Below are 16,936 nucleotides of genomic sequence, written 5' to 3' on the forward strand. Positions count from 1 at the left end.
CGCTGTGCTGTGTCAGCCCATGTGCGGGTAGGCGTGGTGGGTCGGCGGGTTGAAGGTCTCCTTGATGGAGCGCGCGGACGTCCAGCGCAGGAGGTTCTGGGCGGCGCCGGCCTTGTCGTTGGTGCCCGAGGCGCGGCCGCCACCGAACGGCTGCTGGCCCACGACGGCGCCGGTCGGCTTGTCGTTGATGTAGAAGTTGCCCGCTGCGAAGCGCAGCCGCCGGGTGGCGTCGGCGATGGCGTGGCGGTCCTGGGCGATGATGGAGCCGGTCAGGCCGTAGGGCGCGAAGGACTCCATCTGGTCGAGCACCTTGTCGAACTGCCGGTCCGGGTAGACGTGCACCGACAGGATCGGGCCGAAGTACTCGGTCCTGAAGGACTCGTCGCCGGGGTCGTCGATCTCGAGGACCGTCGGGCGCACGAACCAGCCCTCGCTGTCGTCGTACTTGCCGCCCGCGACCACGTCGACGCCGGCCGCGGCGTGTGCCCGGTCGATGGCGGCGGCGTGCTTGGCGAAGGCCTTGTCGTCGATGACGGCGCCCATGAAGTTGGACAGGTCGGTGACGTCGCCCTGGGTCAGGCCGTCGGTGATGGAGACGAGGTCGGCCTTGATCTTGCGCCACACCGAGCGCGGGACGTAGGCGCGCGAGGCGGCGGAGCACTTCTGGCCCTGGTACTCGAACGCGCCGCGGATCATCGCGGTGCGCAGCACGTCCGGGTCGGCGGAGGGGTGGGCGAGGATGAAGTCCTTGCCACCGGTCTCGCCGACCAGGCGCGGGTAGGTGCGGTAGCCCTGCAGGTTCTCGCCCACCTGCTGCCACAGGTGCTGGAACGTCGCGGTCGAGCCCGTGAAGTGGATGCCGGCGAGGTCGGGGTCGGCGAGCGCGACCTTGGAGACGTTGAGGCCGTCACCGGTGACGAGGTTGATCACGCCGGGCGGCATGCCGGCGGTCTCCAGCAGCTCCATGGTGACCTGGGCGGCGAACTGCTGGGTGGGCGAGGGCTTCCAGACCACCGTGTTGCCCATCAGCGCCGGCGCAGTAGGCAGGTTGCCGGCGATCGCGGTGAAGTTGAACGGCGTGATCGCGTAGACGAAGCCCTCGAGCGGCCGGTGGTCGGTGCGGTTCCAGATGCCCTTGGAGTTGAGCATGGGCTGCTCGGCGAGGATCTGCCGGGCGAAGTGCACGTTGATCCGCCAGAAGTCGATGAGCTCGCAGGCGGAGTCGATCTCGGCCTGGTAGGCCGTCTTGGACTGCCCGAGCATGGTCGCGGCGTTGAGCTGGGCGCGCCACGGCCCGGACAGCAGCTCGGCGGCCTTGAGCAGGATCGCCGCACGGTCGTCGAACGAGAGCTCACGCCAGGCCGGGGCCGCGGCCTTGGCAGCGTCGACGGCGGCCTGCGCGTCGGCGACCGTGGCGTTGCGCATCGTGCCGAGCACCTTGCGCTTCGCGTGGGGCTGGCGGACATCGATCTTCTTGCCCGTCCCCATGACCCGCTTGCCGGCGATGGTGTGCGGCAGGTCCATCGGGTTGCTGCCCAGCTCGGCCAGCGCCACCTCGAGGGCGGCGCGTTCCGGGCTCCCGGGCGCGTAGTCGAGCACCGGCTCGTTGACGGGGGCGGGTACCTGGGTGACGGCATCCATGTAGGTCGTGCTCCTTGGAGGGTCTCTCGTCGGTGGGGCGCACCTATGGTGTCACGTATGCCGCCGACCTCCTCCACGCCCGAGCTCGTCACCGTGGTCGCGGGACGCACGGACCCCGGGGCACCCACCCTCGTGCTGCTGCACGGCCTCGGCGACTCGGGCGCCTGCTGGCCCGACGCCGTGCGCCGGTGGGCCCCGGACCACGCCGTCGTCACCGTCGACGCGCTCGGGCACGGCGCCTCGCCCCGCTTCACCCCGGAGCAGCTCGCCGCGCCCGACCCGATGGAGGAGATGTATGCCGCGGCCGAGGCCGTCGTGGCGCACGTCGCCGGCGAGCGCGGCCGGGTGGGGGTCGTGGGGCACTCCATGGGCGGCGGACTGGCCGGCGCGCTGGCGGCCCGCCGACCCGACCTGGTGGCCGCCGTGGTGCTGGAGGAGCCGGCCTGGCGCGACCCGGAGCTGCGGGTGCAGCCGCGGGACGTCGTGGCGGAGCGGATCGCGGAGTGCCGCTCGTGGGCGAGCGACCCCGCGACGGAGATGGCGCGCGGGCGCGCCGACAACCCCGCATGGCCGGAGGCCGAGTTCGACCCGTGGGGGCGGGCCAAGACCGAGGTCGACCTCGACTTCCTCGAGCTCGGGGTGGCCAGCCTGCTGCAGCCGTGGGACGCGATCGTGGCGCAGGTCGAGGTGCCCGCCCTCGCGGTGACCGGTGACGGCACGGTGCTCCTGTCGCCGGAGATCCTGCGGCGGGCCGCCGACCTGCACAACCCGCACCTGCGCCTCGAGGTCGTCCCCGGCGCCGGCCACTGCGTGCGACGGGACCGCGCCGACGCCTTCCACGCTCTCGTCGACCCCTGGCTCGCCGAGCACCTGCGCTGAGCCGGCCACCCGCTGAGCCGGCCACCCGCTGAGCCGGGCCCACCACCCCGACCTCCCGCTACGCCGCCTCGACCAGCGCGAAGGGCACGGTGAGCACCCCCGCCGGGACACGCAGGTGGTAGCGCGTGCGACCGACCTTCACCACCTCGCCGACGACACCGTGGTAGCGGCCCGGGGCCAGGCAGCGTCCGCGGGCGCCCGTGACCAGCCCGGGCCGCGCTGCCCCCGCTCCGGCTCCGGTACCCCACAGGACCCCCGCGAGGTCGGCGCCAGCGGAGCCGGTGGGCACGGTGGCCGGGCTGCCGACGCCGGGCCTCCGCGCACGGACCTTCCCTGCTGCGCGCAGGGCCGCGACCTGCGCGGCATACGACGGGCCGAGGTCGATGCTGCGGCCGTGGTGGGTCCACTCCAGCAGGTGGTGCACGTCGAAGGTGCGGCTGCACGTGCCGCACGAGAGGGGTCGCTGGGGCCGGCGGTGGCGGTGGCGCACGTGCCCACGCGGGCAGGTGCCCCGCCACGGGCCCTCCACACGCGGCGCGTCGGGCGGCACGACCCGCAGGCCGGAGCAGCCGATCCGCAGGGCGATGGCCCGCCACACCTCGTCGTGCCCGTGCCCGGGCCCCGCCAGGGCGTGCGCGACCTCGTGGAGGATCGTGTCGCGCACCTCCGCCTCGGAGTGCAGGCGGGTCAAGGCGGCGCTGAGCGTGATCTGCCGGCGCCCGAAGCGGCAGGCTCCTGCCCGGGTCTTGGCGCGGTCCAGGGCAGCCGACCAGTCGTGCAGGCCATGCTCGAGGAGGAGCGCGCGGGCGAGGTCGAGGGCGGCACGAGGGTCCACGCGGGCTCCCGGGAGGTCGTCGGTCTGCGGTCACCACCGGCGCAGCGGTGGGAGCACGAGACTCTAGGCGGGTCCTCCGACAGCCCCGGCGGCAGCCGCCGCGACGGCCGCCTCCGCCGCGGCCGCCATGTCCCGGCCCTCCCCGTCCGAGCGCGCGATCGCGGTGAGACCGCAGCGGCCGTCGATCGCGAGTCCCGACAACATGTGGAGGACGACGCCGGTGCCGGCGTCGCGGTCGAAGGACAGCCCCGCGGACTCGACGGCACGGATGACCGTGGCTGGCTGGAGGGTGGTCCACGCCGGGTCCATCAGCGTGTCGGTCGAGGTGTAGCAGCGGGTCGTTCCGTCGCGGTCGGTCACCCAGTCCCCGCTGCGCGTCTCGAACCGACCCGGGGCGAGGTGCCGCAGCACCGTGTAGGGGTGGGTGGTGCCCCCTTTGCGCAGGTTCACCTCGATGCCGAAGACGTCCCAGCGCTTCCGGCGGACCGCCACGAAGTCCACGCTCAGCCGACCCCTGGCACCGCTCTCGGCGAGGCGCTCACCCACCGCCTCGGCATACCCGGCCAGCTCCCCCGTGTAGGCGCGGTTGGCGGGGAAGACGCACCCGGCATACACCTGGCCGGAGTCACCACCGAGGACCTGCTCGTGCGTGGACAGGACGGTCACCGACCCGTCGGGAGCGATGTCGACCTGCGCGCTGGGGCTCGCGAAGGACGACCCCGCCACCATCTCCTCGACCACTCCACCGGACCGCAGGTCCCGGCGGTACCACTCGGGCATGGCCTTGTCGATCCTGCGGCGCAGCGCGGCACGCGGCACCGGGTTGCCGTGGGCGTCGCGCAGGCCGATCACGAGGTTGCCGTCACCGGCCCCGCTGTTGTCGTGCTTGACGACGACGTTCTGCGCGTGCGGGTGGGTCCGCGAGATCCGGGCGGCCGCGTGCGTGATCTCGGAGAGGTCGTGGACGTCCTCCTGCCCGAGTGGTGTGGGGACCCCGGCCTCGGCGAAGACCCTGCGACCGGCGCTCTTGAACCCCATCGGCCACAGGTCGGGGGCGGTGCCGTTGATCGGCACGCCGAGACGCTCGGCGACCGCGACCTCGGCGGCCGTGACGTTCCACGGCTCGATCATCGCCGGCCGGCCCGCGATGAGGTCCTCGATCCGGTCGAGCGCCTCGGGGTGGTCGACGAGGGCGGCGGCCACCGGCCCGGGCTCCGACGCCGGCGCGGTGACGATGTGCAGCCGGGACCTCACGCTCGCCCGCAGCTCCTCGGGCACCAGGCTGGTGTAGTAGTCCACGACCTCCTCGCCGGGATGGGTGCTGCAGACGAAGACCAGCTCGCAGCCCGGGATCCTGGCCAGCATCAGCATCGTCACCAGGTAGCGGTGCTCGAGGGCCTCGAGCCGGCGACCGTAGTGGGCCAGGATGGACGGGGCGAGGCTGAAGGAGGGCATGGCCACCACCACGTGGGCGCGCGTGCACCCCGGGCGGTTCATGGACCAGACGTCGCCGAGGCGGGTCTGGAGCACGTCGAGGGTGCGCATGGGCCCTCCTCTGCGGTCTGCGCAACCAGTGTCGCCGCCAGGTGCCCCGCCTGCCAGTGCGGAAGTCCCCTTGTCCGCCCGCCGGGACGGCCCGGAGCACCCCGCTACACGAGGCGGGCGACCTCGTCGAGCTCGGTGGCGTCGTACCAGAGCAGGTCGTCCGCGCCGTCCGCTCCGGGCTCCTCGTCGATGTGGAACGACACGATGTCCCTCAGGGCCACCTGGCCGGTGACCTCGACGCAGGCGAGGGCCGGGCCCTCGGCACCCGCGGCGGCGGACGTCTCCGCCACCCACTCGGCGTCGACGTCGGCAGCGGCGACCACCCGCTTGTCACCGGGCCCCGCGCGCAGCGCGGAGGCGGCTTCCACCGCCTCGCACAGCGCGGCATACTCCCACTCCTCCTCGTCGCCGGTCGGCAGCGAGCGCTCGAGCCGGGAGGTCACGGCGAAGGCGGCGAGCGGAGGCGACGGGAGCTCCCGCTCTCGCGCCAGCGCGCGCACGGCGGCAGCGCTGAGCGGCAGGTAGACCCGCGTCTGGCTCATCCCACATCCTCGAATCTCGACTGGTCCGGCAGCGGCGCGGGGTCGCGCAGCGCGTGGGCCGATGTTCGCAGAGAGGTCTCGATGACGCGCGGGCGCCTCGTCACGTCCATCAGGTTGGAGCCGAGGGCCTCGAGGTCCTCCTCGCCCGGCCCGAGCACGGTGACGTGGGCCCCGTCGCGGTGCACCCGGTGCAGCTCGCGCAGGCAGCGGAGCGTCACCCGGTTGCGCCACTGGCGCTCCACCCTGGTGCGCCACTGCGTCGGGGCGTCGCGCACGAAGCTGACCTGCGGTGCCAGGACGAACACCTCGTCGAGCCCCTGGCCGACCATGAGGTCGAGGTTGGTCGAGGACCACGCCCCGCCGTCGATGTAGCGGTGCTCGCCGATCCGCACCGGCTGGTACCAGCCGGGGATCGCGCAGGAGGCCATCACCGCCGAGGCCAGGGGCACGGCAGGGGCGTCCTCGCGGCCGAAGGCCACCCGGCGGCCGCCGTCGAAGTCGAGCGCGACGACGCACAGGCCGTCGCGGGGTGCCCAGCCGTCGCCGGCCACCCAGGAGACCAGGGCTCCGACCGACTCGATGCTGCCGCGGCCCTCGGGCACGATCGCCGACAGCACCGTGGTGGGCGGCAGCTGGCGCAGCTGCCAGGCATTGGCCCGCAGCAGGCCGCTCGACCCCAGGCCGACCCGGGGGCGGGGCGGGCGGCTGCCGCCGGTGTCGCTCTCGTAGTCGAACCGGTACCCCGCGAGGGGACCGACGTCGATGGCGCCGTCGAGCTGGTGGGTGAGCAGGTCCGCCACCGACACCCCGCACGCCAGCAGGCTGGCCAGCACCGAGCCCGCCGAGGTGCCGACGAAGGCGTCGAACTCACGGGCGTCCATCCCGAGCTCGTCCTCGAGGGCCTGCAGGGCACCCACGGTCCACGCCGCCCCCAGCACACCGCCGCCGCCGAGGACCAGTCCACGGCGCGGGCCGGCGGCGGCGGGGCTCATCGCTGGGTCGACTTGCTCTCGAGCAGCTCGGCGAGGGAGTCGACCACGCTCTGGCCGAGCACGTCGACATCGGGCATGGCGTTGCGGTCGGCGTTGAGGCCGTAGTAGACGCCGCCGTCGTAGGAGGTCAGGCCGATGGAGAGCGCCTGCCCCTTGGCGAGCGGCATCACCGGGTAGGTCGAGAGCATCTTGGCGTCCCCGGCATACAGCGCCTGCTGCGGACCCGGCACGTTCGTGATGACGACGTTGAAGAGGCGGCGGGAGACGGCCGAGCCCAGCCGCGCCCCGAGCGAGTGGAGGGTGGGCGGGGCGAAGCCCGCCAGCCCGGCGAGGGAGTCCGCGCCGACCGCCTGGCCGCCCTCCATCTGCTGGCGCATCGCGAACGCGATCTGGTGCAGCCGCATCGACGCCCCGGGCTCCCCCACCGGCAGGTCGACGAAGCAGGCCTTGAGCCGGCTGCCGAGCCGGGTGTGGTGCTGGGTCTGCTCGTCGTCGTAGACGCTGACGGGCACCATCGCGCGCACGGTGGTGCCCGAGTGCACGGCCTCGCCACGCGTGAGGAGCCACGAGCGGAACGCGCCGGAGATCGTCGCGAGCACCACGTCGTTGATCGTGACGTCGTCGGCGTAGTTGCCGCGGGCCAGCCGGCTGCGGACCTTCTTGTAGTCGTCGAGGTCGGTGCCGACCATGACGTAGCGCCGGGCCTCGCCGACCTCCGCGTTGAGCGGGGAGACCGGCGCGGGGCGGGTGGCGGTGCGCGCCAGCGTCGCCGCGACCGCGCCGGCGGCCTCGAGCGCCCGGCCGCCGATCGCCTTCAGGTCGATGATGCCGCCGCGGACGTTGTCGACGACCTCGCTCGGCCGGCGCACCGCGTCGACGAGCGCGCCGGTGAGCAGCTCGAGGTCGCTGGGCTCCTGGGACGGCCGCCAGGTGTCGGTGATCAGGCCCTCGGCGGCGGGGTCGTCGTCGACGATGACGTGGGCGATGTCGACCGCGTTCACCCCGTCGACCAGGGCCTGGTGGCTCTTGGTGATGATCGCGAACCGCCCCTCCTCGAGGCCCTCGACGAGGTAGACCTCCCACAGCGGGCGGTGCCGGTCGAGGTGCCGGGGCTGGATCCGCGCCACGAACTCCTGCAGCTGCTCGTCGGTGCCCGGACGCGGCAGGGCGGAGCGCCGGACGTGGTAGGTGATGTCGAAGTCCTCGTCGTCGACCCAGACCGGGTTCGCGAGGCGTCCGGGGATCTGCCGGATCCGCTGCCGGTAGCGCGGGACGAAGGCGATGCGCTGGGAGATGAGCTGCACCAGCCGGTCGTAGTCGAAGCCGTCGTCCGGGGGGTCGAAGACCATGACCGAGCCCACGTGCATGGGAGTGGTCGCGTCCTCGAGGTAGAGGAAGGACGCGTCGAGCGACATGAGGCGGTCAGGCACGCCTCAATGGTGTCAGATGGCGCCGTCTAGACTGCGGGGCGTGACGAAACTGCCCACCGCCCAGCCCTTGGCGTATGCCGCGGTGCTGGCGGTGTCGCTGTCCGTCACCGCGTGCGGTGGTGGGGAGGGTTCCCCCACCGCCGGCTCGAGCACCACGGCCACCACGTCGAGCGGCAGCTCCACGACGTCTGGCACGCCCGGCTCGACGACGACGCCCGCGACGACCCCCACCACGCCACCTCCGGCCAGGGACACCCCCGCCGGCCGCACGATGGCCATCACGGTCAACGGCAAGAAGGTGTCGCCGCCGCCCCGGACGGTCGACCTCAAGGTCGGCGAGTCCCTCACCCTGGTCGTCACCAGCGACCACGACGACGAGATCCACGCCCACGGCTTCGAGGTCGAGGGACGCCTGCGGGCCGGCACACCGTCGAGCATCACCATCACCGGCAGCAAGCCGGGGCTCTACGAGGTCGAGACGCACAAGCCGCCGCTGCGGCTGCTGATGATCGCGGTGCGATGACGCCTGCGGCCCTGCCGGCTCACGGTGTCGGCTCCCGCCAGGACCTCCCGCTGCCGTTCGAGCTGCTGGTCGTCGGGGCCGCCCTCGCCCTCGTGGTCTCGTTCGTCGCGCTCGGGGTGCTCTGGAAGCAGCCCCTGCTCACGCGCGAGCAGGGCCGTCTGCTCCCGGCGCCGGTCGCCCTGGCCCTGGACTCCCCGGTCGTCCGGGGGGTCTTCGTCGCGCTCTCGCTCGCCCTGACGGCCTGGACCCTCGTGGCGCTCGTCTTCGGTCGCGACAACGCGAACAACCCGGTGCCGTACGTCGTCTACGTCTGGCTGTGGGTCGGCCTGGGCGTGCTGTCGATCGTCTTCGGGCCGATCTGGCGGGTGCTCAACCCGGTCCGGTGGATCCACCGCGGCATCCTCGCCGCCGCCCGGGTGGCGCCCGACCTCTCCCTGGTGCCGTACCGCCTGGGCTACTGGCCGGCAGCCGCCGGGCTGCTCGCCTTCAGCTGGCTCGAGCTCATCGCGCCCGACAACGCCACCCTGCCCGTGCTGCAGCTGTCCATCTTCGGCTTCCTGCTGGTCTCGCTGGTGCTGGCGCTGGTCTTCGGCCGCGCCTACTTCGCCACGGGTGACCCCTTCGAGGCGTGGTCCTCGCTCTACGGCACGCTCAGCCCGCTCGGCCGCCGGGCGGACGGCCGGTGGGTCCTGCGGACCCCTCTGCACGGCCCCAACGAGCTGGCCCCCCGGGCCGGGCTGCTCGCCGTGACGTCCGTGATGCTCGGCGGCACCGCCTACGACGGGTTCTCCAGCGAGACGTGGTGGTACACCTTCGTGCAGTCCTCGCCGCTGCCCGGCCGGCTCTGGCAGACCGCCGCACTGCTGGCGATGTGCCTCATCGTCGCCCTGAGCCTGTATGCCGCGGCCGCCACGTCGGCGCTGCTCGCCGGGCTGCCGGTGCGCGGCCTCGCGTCGGCCTTCGCGCCCTCGCTGCTGCCCATCGCGGCCGGCTACCTCGTCGCGCACTACTGGTCGCTCTGGGTGTTCGAGGGCACCAACGGCCTGGCCCGGCTCTCGGACCCCCTCGGCACCGGCGCGAACTGGCTGGGCACCGCCGGCATCGAGCCGAGCTACGCGCTCATCGAGCCGACGCTGGTCGCCACGATCCAGGTGGTCTCGATCATCACCGGGCACGTGCTCGGTGTCGTGCTGGCCCACGAGCGCGCCGTCTCGCTGTTCGAGAGGCGGGTGGCCGTCCTCGGCCAGGCCCCGCTCCTGGTGCTCATGGTCTTCTACACCGTCGGCGGCCTCACCCTGCTGTTCAGCCACTGACGTCTCGCTCGACCCTCGCTGAGGGGCTGCGCGCCGTGCGGTCAGCGGCGGCGCCGCCCTCGGCGCGCGGGCTCGGGGACGGCGGCATACCTCGAGGCGAGCGCGGCGACCGCCCGTCGCAGCTCGGACTGCGGCGCGAACTCGACCAACGAGCACCCCGCGAACATCGCGCCGTCCAGGGAGGCCTGGTCCCAGGGGAGGAAGTGCAGGTCCTCCATGCCGGCGAAGCGGCCCAGGGCCTCGGTGACCCTGCGCTCGGGACGGTTGCCCACGGAGGACGCGCGCAGCTTGTTCACCACCACCCGTGGGGTCGGCGTCGGGAGGTTGCCGACGTCCTGGACGGCGCGCACCAGGCGCTGGAGGCCGATCGGGTCGGCGCTCCCGACGACCAGCAGCTCGTCGGCCTGCTCGAGGGCGGTCAGCGTGGCGGCGTTGCGGCGCGGCGCGAGGGTGTCGTAGCTGAGCTCCTCGTCGTCCTCGATCGAGAAGCCGCAGTCGACCACGACGAGCTCGGCGAGCTGGCGGGCGACGGTGAGGACGTTCTCCACTGCAGCGGCACGCAGCTCGGGCCACCGGTCCGGGCGCGGGATGCCGGTGAGGACCCGCAGCCGCGGCGCCACCTCCGGAGCCACCCGGGCGAGGCCGGGCAGGTCGAGGGAGCCCTGGTCGGCGGCGCGGGCGGCGGCGGCCATCCCCGGCGCCTCGTCGAGGAGGGCGAGGGACTGGGCGACGGAGGAGCCGTACGTGTCGGCGTCGACGAGCAGGGTGCGTGCGCCCCGGTGGGCCAGCTCGGCGGCGAGGCCGAGGGCCACCGTGGTGCGCCCGGGAGCACCGGTGGGACCCCACACAGCGATGACGCGGCACGCCTCGACCGGGTGCCAGGCGCCGGGCTCGGCGGGCTCGCCCCCCGGGCCCGACCCGTCAGCTCGGGGCGAACCGCCCCGACCGTCCGGGCCGAGCACGTCGAGGGCGCCGAGGCCGTCACGGAGGTCCGATGCCGCCGCCTCCGTGCCCGGGGTGTCGTCGAGCCCGGCGAGTGCCTCCTCGAGCTCGTGCGTCTCGGCGTCGGAGCGCACCACCACGTCGAGCCCGAGCTGGCGCAGGCGCCGCTCCCCCGGCTCGTCGCCCGGCGCGACGGCGCCGGCGGTGCGCACGCCGTGCCGCGCGAGGTGGTGCAGGGCGTCGCGGTCCAGCGCCCGCAGGTCGGCGGAGACGATGGCCACGTCGGCGAGGCCGGCCGACGCGGCCGCCAGCAGGTCCGCGACGTCGGCGCACCGGCGCACGACGGTCATCCCGGCCGAGGCCTCCAGCGAGGTGACCAGGTCGGCCTCCCAGCGGTGGCTGACCGCCGTCAGCACCGCGCGGGTCACGTGTCGTTCCTGAGCCGCGAGCCGGGGACGGGGACGAGCGTGACCCGCGCACCGAGGTCGACCTGGCCGATGAGGTCGCGGATGCGGTCCTTGGGGGCCATGACCTGCACGGCGCGGTCGGCCTGCGAGCCCGCGAGGCTGCCTCCCGTCTGCGGCAGCCCTGCCACGGAGACGGACTCGAGTGCCAGCTCGGCACCCGCGAAGTCGCGGCCGGTGGCGTTGCCGTCCTCCTGGACCGGGTTGACGTAGACGTCGACCACCGAGCCGACGAGCAGCGGGGCGGCCGAGTTCGCATCGACCTGCAGGGTCAGCGGCTGCACGCCGACGTCTCCCTCCGCCCCGATCGCGGACCGCGGCACGAGCTCCCCGGGACGGACCTCCCGCAGCACGAAGGCGCCCCGGGGCACGGGGGCGGAGGCCGCGAGGTAGCCGGCGGCGCGGTCGCCGAGCTGGACGTCGACGCGGGTGAGTCGCTCCGGCGTCAGCGGCTGGCCGGGCAGGAGCGGGCCGTTCGCGGCATACATCGGGACGCGGTCGTCGGCCGCGGCCACGGTCAGCGAGCCCAGCACCGTGGCCGCGAGGACGAGGAGCACTCCCACGAGCAGGCGGGTGTCCCGCCACGACGGCTTCTGCAGGCGGGCTGCCTGGGGCGTCGGCACATCGGGCACATCGGGCACGGAGATCCCCCTCGTGATCGTTGCATCGGTGCGGGCCCGGCGTCGCCGGCTCGTGGTCGAGCGCGGGCAGCGCGGCCCATCATGGCGCACCCCGCCTCACCTCCGCAGCGTCAGTCCACAGAGGAGAGGTTGTCCACAGGTGGAGGTCGCCCAACACCGTGAAACACCTTCGATGGGAGACTGTCGGCAATCAGCAGACGCAGACGAACGAACATGGTAAAAATTTGGTCAAGAGAAGGTCAGTCCTTGATCAAGGGCGCGTGAGAAGGCGGGGCAGCCGTGACGAAGAGATTCATCCAGCTCTCGGAGGTCTCCGAGGTCCTCGACATCTCCGCGGCCCAGGCCTATGCCCTGGTGCGCTCGGGCGAGCTCCCCGCGATCAAGGTCGGCGGGCGCGGCCAGTGGCGCGTCGAGGTCTCCGAGCTCGAGGCGTACATCCAGCGGATGTACGACGAGACCCGCACCTTCGTGTCGTCCCACCCCTTCGGGCAGAACCCGGAGTAGACGCCACCCGCCGCGCACCCGTGCGGAGAGGAGATCGCGGCCGAGGAGGCCGCTAGGTCCTGGCGCCCGCGCTGACGCTCACGACGGCGGAGAACGGGACCACGCGTCGGCCGGTGACGTTCTCCGGGCGCCGTGGTTCGTCGGGGGCGTGCTCGCTCAGGTCGAAGCAGTCAGCTCCCACGGCATCGATGGTGCCGGAGGTGGTCGCGCCGGTGACGTCCTCGACGGCCACGACCGCCCGATCCCGGCTCAGGCCGCGCAGCGCGTACCCGAGCGAGAACCTCTTGCCCACCGGGCTCCCCGTGGCGCGCTCCGAGAGACCCGAGACAGCGGCAACCGCGGCGAGCGGCACCAGCACGGGCCGGCGGTCGCTTCGCAGGAGCATCCAGCCCCGGCCCACATCCGCGATCACACCGCCGACCGCCCTGCCGCTGGTGACCCGGACGAGCACGGTCTTCCCTGAGCTCGCCGCCAGCCGCTCGTAGAGACCGACCGAGGCTCGCTCGCGCCGCGTCCGGTCAGCCACCTCGTAGTCGAGGTCGCGCCGGGTCTCGGCGTCCCACTGCGCCTCGAGGTCGTCGAAGAGCTGGCTCCACCGCATCGCGCCTCCCCCTGACCGAACTGACTGCCCGATCTGACTGCCCCATCCAACTGGCCGACCTGCCCGGTTCAGCCTACTCCATCAGCTTCAAGCCTTGCCAAACGCAAGCAAACTGCATTAAATGACGGTAAGAGCAATCGTGATGGCGCAGTGCGTGAACCCTCGCCAGCGCCGCACGTCCGGCCACCACAAGGGGGATTCATGGCACGCGGGCATCGCGACAAGCACAGCGAAAGGCATCACGACGGGTACGACGACAGGCACGACCGCCGGCACGAGGACACCAGCAGTGGGCCCGGCGACGGTGCCGCCGCCCAGGCACCGCCGGCGGCACTGAGGGCCTCTTCCGGTAGCGCGCTGGCGGCGGCGGCCGCCGTGGCGCTGGGGTGGTGGCTGGCTGTCGTGGCCGCGGCCCTCCTCGCCCAGACCCGCTCCGCCGTGCCGCTGGCGCCGGAGCAGGCCCTCACGCTGATGGCAGCGCTGCTCGGCCTCGCGACGGCGACGTGGCTGGCGGTCTGCGTGCTGCTCGGGACGCTGGCGCACCTGCCCGGCCCCGCAGGCGCCATCGGCCGGCGGGCCGCTGCGGCCGTCGCGCCCACGTTCACCCGCCGAGTCGCTGCCATCCTCACCGGCGCCGCCCTCGCCGGGGCCGTCGCTCCCGGAACGGCGACCGCCGGCGACGCGGGCCACGCCGCGGTCTCGGCGGTCGGAGCGCCGCCCGCGGCGCTGTCCCCGGCGTTCGCACCGAGCGAGCCCGGCCACGCCGCTCCCCCGCAGCCCGCGACCCCGGCGTGGCGTGCCCAGTCCCAGCCGGAGTCGGCGCCCTCGCCCGGCTGGGTCCCCGACAGGCCCGTCGTGCGGCCGCAGCCCTCCCCCAGCCTCCTGGCTGCCGCGCCACCGGCCGACGAGAGCCCGGGCGTCGTCGTCCTCCGCGGCGACACGCTGTGGGACATCGCCAGGGCGCACCTGGGCCCGGACGCCACGGACGCGGAGGTGGCGCAGGAGTGGCCACGGTGGCACGACGCCAACCGGTCGGTCATCGGCCCCGACGCGAGCCTGCTTCTCCCGGGGCAGCTGCTGCACGCGCCGTCGCGGGAGGTGACCCCATGACGGGCCGGGAGGCGATGACGACCGCCCTGAGCCCGATCCGCGTGCTGCCGATCCCTCGCCATCGTCCGCCGCGGATCACCAGCAGCGACCAGCTCCCTCTGCCGGGCGACGACACCGCGCCGCGCTACATCCAGGACGCCCTCGCCGTGGACTTCGCGTCGGCGAGCGATGAGCAGCTGTTCGGCCCCCAGCCCACTGGCCGCGGCGACCTGCCCGACCCGGAGCAGTGGGCCGCGCACCTCGCGCAGGCCGTCGTCGAGGTGATGGCGGGCTCGCGCCAGGCGCCGCAGATCCTGAGGTGGACCACCCCCGAGGTGTATGCCGTGGTGGCCCGTCGCGGGGCGGTGTCGGCTCGGCGCGGTGCCGTGACTGCCCGGCGCGCGGTGGTGCGGGGTGTGCGGGTCTGCGAGCCCGCCGACGGGGTGGCCGAGACCTGCGCGGTCGTCGTCGACGGGGCCCGGGTGCGCGCCCTGGCCATGCGGCTCGTCGGGGTGGACGGGCGGTGGCGGATCGAGGCGCTCCAGGTCGGCTGACGCCCCGGTCGGCCCCGCCACGACCACAGCCAGGCACCGGCCACTGCACCGGCACTGCACCGGCACGGCACCGGCACGGCACCGGCACGGCACCGGCACTGCACCGGCACTGCACCGGCCACGGGACCGGCGCCGGCAGGTCCGGCGAGCGGACGGCATACAGGGGCGGCGCCCTGCTCCCAGACGCGGAGCGGGGCCGGCCGGACCCTGTGGTCCTGCCAGCCCCGCCCTCAGGGTGCAAGCCGCGTCAGTGGCTGGCCCCGTGGCACATCTTGAACTTCTTGCCGGAGCCGCACGGGCACGGCGCGTTCCTCGGCGTCCCGCTGAGCTGCTCCTCGGTGAGGGTCGTGCCCGACGCGGCCATCTCGCGCTCCTCGACGCCGCCCTCGGCGGTGGGGGCGGAGTAGTGCAGCTGCGCGGCGCGCACGGGCTGCTCGAGGCCCTTCGCCTTGATGAGCGGCTCGTGGCGCGGCGCCGCCTCGCCATCGGGGGTGGTCCTCGCCGCCTCGGCCGCGGCCGGCTCGGGGACCTCACCCGGCTCGAGGGCGAGCTCGCCACCGGCCAGCCCGGAGCCGGCCAGCATGTCGGTGACGCTCATCGGCTGCACGGCGGGCGCAGCGGCCGCGGGCTGCTCGACCTCGACGTTGACGTTGAAGAGGTAGCCGACCGACTCCTCCTTGATGGAGTCCATCATCGCCTGGAAGAGCTGGAAGCCCTCGCGCTGGTACTCCACGAGCGGGTCACGCTGGGCCATCGCGCGAAGGCCGATGCCCTCCTGCAGGTAGTCCATCTCGTAGAGGTGCTCGCGCCACTTCCGGTCGAGGACGGAGAGGACGACGCGACGCTCCACCTCGCGCATCACCTCGGCGCCGAGCTGCTCCTCACGCGCGTCGTACGCGTGGTGCGCGTCGGAGAGCAGCTGCTCCTTGAGGGCCTCGGCGGTCAGCGCACTGCGGCCGCCGACGGCCTCCTCGACCTCCTCCGGCGTGATCGACACCGGGTAGAGCGTCTTGAGGGCCGTCCAGAGGCGGTCGAGGTCCCAGTCGTCGGAGAACCCCTGGGCGGTCTCGGCGTCGACGTAGCCGTTGATGACGTCGTTGACGAAGTGGCGGATCTGCTCGTGCAGGTCCTCCCCCTCGAGCACCCGGCGCCGCTCGTCGTAGATGACGGTGCGCTGGCGGTTGAGGACGTCGTCGTACTTGAGGACGTTCTTGCGGATCTCGAAGTTGCGGCCCTCGACCTGACCCTGCGCGCTCTGGATCGAGCGCGTCACGAGCTTTGACTCGATCGGGACGTTGTCGTCCATCTTCGCGGTGGTCATGAACCGGTCGACCATCGCCGCGTTGAACAGGCGCATGAGGTCGTCCTGCAGCGAGAGGTAGAACCGCGACTCGCCCGGGTCGCCCTGACGGCCGGAGCGACCGCGCAGCTGGTTGTCGATGCGCCGGGACTCGTGACGCTCGGTGCCGAGGACGTAGAGACCGCCGAGGCCGGTGACCTCGTCGTGCTCCGCCTTCACGGCCTCCTCGGCCTTCAGCAGGGCGTCGTCCCAGGCGGCCTCGTACTCCTCCGGCGTCTCCACCGGGTCGAGCCCGCGCTGCTTGAGGGTGGCGACGGCCATGAACTCGGGGTTGCCGCCGAGCATGATGTCGGTGCCGCGGCCGGCCATGTTGGTGGCGACGGTGACGGCGCCCTTGCGGCCCGCCTGGGCGACGATCGCGGCCTCGCGCTCGTGGTGCTTGGCGTTGAGGACCTCGTGCGGGATGCCCTTGCGGCGCAGCTGGTCGGAGAGGTACTCGCTCTTCTCGACGCTGGTGGTGCCGACGAGCACCGGCTGGCCCTCGCCGTGGCGGCCGACGATGTCGTCGACGACAGCCCCGAACTTGGCCTCCTCCGTGCGGTAGACGAGGTCGGCCTGGTCCTTGCGGATCATCGGCCGGTTCGTCGGGATCGGCACGACCCCGAGCTTGTAGATCGAGTGCAGCTCGGCCGCCTCGGTCTGGGCGGTGCCCGTCATGCCCGAGAGCTTGGCGTACATGCGGAAGTAGTTCTGCAGGGTGATCGTGGCGAGGGTCTGGTTCTCGTTCTGGATCTCCACACCCTCCTTCGCCTCGATGGCCTGGTGCATGCCCTCGTTGTAGCGGCGGCCGGCGAGGAGGCGGCCCGTGTGCTCGTCGACGATGAGCACCTCCCCGCGCAGGACCACGTAGTCCTTGTCGCGCTTGAACAGCTCCTTGGCCTTGATGGAGTTGTTCAGGTAGCCGATGAGCGGGGTGTTGACCGACTCGTAGAGGTTCTCGATGCCGAGGTAGTCCTCGACCTTGGCGATGCCGGCCTCGAGCACGCCGACGGTGCGCTTCTTCTCGTCGACCTCGTAGTCGTCGTCCCGGCGCAACCGCAGGGCGAGCCGGGCGAACTCGCCGTACCACTTGTTGGCGTCG

General features: G+C 73.3%; 16 protein-coding genes and 1 pseudogene. 6 read left to right on the forward strand and 11 right to left on the reverse strand.

The annotated features are described in order from the left end of the window. Positions 1-12: 12 nt before the first annotated feature. Complete coding sequence (pruA, locus tag VIB11_RS13785) at positions 13-1,641, reverse strand: L-glutamate gamma-semialdehyde dehydrogenase (protein WP_332031808.1); 1,629 nt, start codon at positions 1,639-1,641, stop codon at positions 13-15. A gap of 57 nt (positions 1,642-1,698) precedes the next feature. On the opposite strand from pruA, the gene VIB11_RS13790 reads away from it, so the two are divergent. Beyond that, a complete protein-coding gene (locus tag VIB11_RS13790; RefSeq protein ID WP_332031809.1) occupies positions 1,699-2,520 on the forward strand; it encodes an alpha/beta hydrolase in 822 nt (273 codons plus the stop codon). 58 nt (positions 2,521-2,578) lie between these two features. Here VIB11_RS13790 and VIB11_RS13795 read toward each other — a convergent pair whose 3' ends face one another. From VIB11_RS13795 to VIB11_RS13815, 5 genes are all read right to left on the reverse strand, one after another. Beyond that, positions 2,579-3,355, reverse strand: coding sequence for a SprT-like domain-containing protein (locus VIB11_RS13795; protein ID WP_332031810.1), 777 nt, complete (start codon positions 3,353-3,355; stop codon positions 2,579-2,581). A gap of 63 nt (positions 3,356-3,418) precedes the next feature. Then, entirely contained in the window at positions 3,419-4,900 is a 1,482-nt protein-coding gene (locus VIB11_RS13800; protein ID WP_332031811.1) for a peptide ligase PGM1-related protein, read from the reverse strand. A gap of 104 nt (positions 4,901-5,004) precedes the next feature. Then, a complete protein-coding gene (locus VIB11_RS13805; RefSeq protein ID WP_332031812.1) occupies positions 5,005-5,442 on the reverse strand; it encodes a DUF6912 family protein in 438 nt (145 codons plus the stop codon). Further along, positions 5,439-6,434 carry a patatin-like phospholipase family protein gene (locus VIB11_RS13810; RefSeq protein ID WP_332031813.1) on the reverse strand — a complete coding sequence of 332 codons (996 nt, stop codon included), beginning with the start codon at positions 6,432-6,434 and terminating at the stop codon, positions 5,439-5,441. The genes VIB11_RS13805 and VIB11_RS13810 overlap by 4 nt, the downstream gene beginning before the upstream one ends. After that, on the reverse strand, positions 6,431-7,864 hold the full coding sequence (locus VIB11_RS13815; protein ID WP_332031814.1) for a wax ester/triacylglycerol synthase family O-acyltransferase: 1,434 nt from the start codon (positions 7,862-7,864) through the stop codon (positions 6,431-6,433). The genes VIB11_RS13810 and VIB11_RS13815 overlap by 4 nt, the downstream gene beginning before the upstream one ends. A 40-nt stretch (positions 7,865-7,904) precedes the next feature. Here VIB11_RS13815 and VIB11_RS13820 point away from each other — a divergent pair, with 40 nt between their 5' ends. Both VIB11_RS13820 and VIB11_RS13825 read left to right on the forward strand, forming a co-directional pair. After that, positions 7,905-8,387, forward strand: coding sequence for a hypothetical protein (locus tag VIB11_RS13820; RefSeq protein WP_332031815.1), 483 nt, complete (start codon positions 7,905-7,907; stop codon positions 8,385-8,387). Continuing rightward, positions 8,384-9,700 (forward strand): hypothetical protein, encoded by a 1,317-nt coding sequence (locus VIB11_RS13825; RefSeq protein WP_332031816.1) that lies wholly within the window; start codon positions 8,384-8,386, stop codon positions 9,698-9,700. The genes VIB11_RS13820 and VIB11_RS13825 overlap by 4 nt, the downstream gene beginning before the upstream one ends. Positions 9,701-9,741: 41 nt before the next feature. Here VIB11_RS13825 and VIB11_RS13830 read toward each other — a convergent pair whose 3' ends face one another. Next, positions 9,742-11,070, reverse strand: coding sequence for a hypothetical protein (locus VIB11_RS13830; protein WP_332031817.1), 1,329 nt, complete (start codon positions 11,068-11,070; stop codon positions 9,742-9,744). Next, complete coding sequence (locus VIB11_RS13835) at positions 11,067-11,747, reverse strand: hypothetical protein (RefSeq protein WP_332031818.1); 681 nt, start codon at positions 11,745-11,747, stop codon at positions 11,067-11,069. The genes VIB11_RS13830 and VIB11_RS13835 overlap by 4 nt, the downstream gene beginning before the upstream one ends. A gap of 279 nt (positions 11,748-12,026) precedes the next feature. On the opposite strand from VIB11_RS13835, the gene VIB11_RS13840 reads away from it, so the two are divergent. Next, entirely contained in the window at positions 12,027-12,251 is a 225-nt protein-coding gene (locus tag VIB11_RS13840) for a helix-turn-helix domain-containing protein (RefSeq protein ID WP_332031819.1), read from the forward strand. Between the two features lie 52 nt (positions 12,252-12,303). Here VIB11_RS13840 and VIB11_RS13845 read toward each other — a convergent pair whose 3' ends face one another. Further along, positions 12,304-12,852, reverse strand: a complete 549-nt coding sequence (locus tag VIB11_RS13845; protein WP_332031820.1) for a hypothetical protein — start codon at positions 12,850-12,852, stop codon at positions 12,304-12,306. A gap of 201 nt (positions 12,853-13,053) precedes the next feature. On the opposite strand from VIB11_RS13845, the gene VIB11_RS13850 reads away from it, so the two are divergent. Together VIB11_RS13850 and VIB11_RS13855 are read left to right on the forward strand one after the other, a co-directional pair. Further along, a complete protein-coding gene (locus tag VIB11_RS13850; protein ID WP_332031821.1) occupies positions 13,054-13,962 on the forward strand; it encodes a hypothetical protein in 909 nt (302 codons plus the stop codon). Next, complete coding sequence (locus VIB11_RS13855; RefSeq protein ID WP_332031822.1) at positions 13,959-14,495, forward strand: Rv3235 family protein; 537 nt, start codon at positions 13,959-13,961, stop codon at positions 14,493-14,495. The genes VIB11_RS13850 and VIB11_RS13855 overlap by 4 nt, the downstream gene beginning before the upstream one ends. Before the next feature lie 247 nt (positions 14,496-14,742). On the opposite strand, the gene VIB11_RS17800 is transcribed toward VIB11_RS13855, so the two are convergent. Both VIB11_RS17800 and secA read right to left on the reverse strand, forming a co-directional pair. Next, positions 14,743-15,093 carry an SEC-C metal-binding domain-containing protein gene (locus VIB11_RS17800; RefSeq protein ID WP_414695838.1) on the reverse strand — a complete coding sequence of 117 codons (351 nt, stop codon included), beginning with the start codon at positions 15,091-15,093 and terminating at the stop codon, positions 14,743-14,745. 53 nt (positions 15,094-15,146) lie between these two features. After that, positions 15,147-16,936 (reverse strand): annotated as a pseudogene (secA, locus tag VIB11_RS13860) (preprotein translocase subunit SecA); the annotation flags it as partial.

Source organism: Pedococcus sp. (assembly GCF_036554925.1).
GTDB lineage: Bacteria > Actinomycetota > Actinomycetes > Actinomycetales > Dermatophilaceae > Pedococcus_A.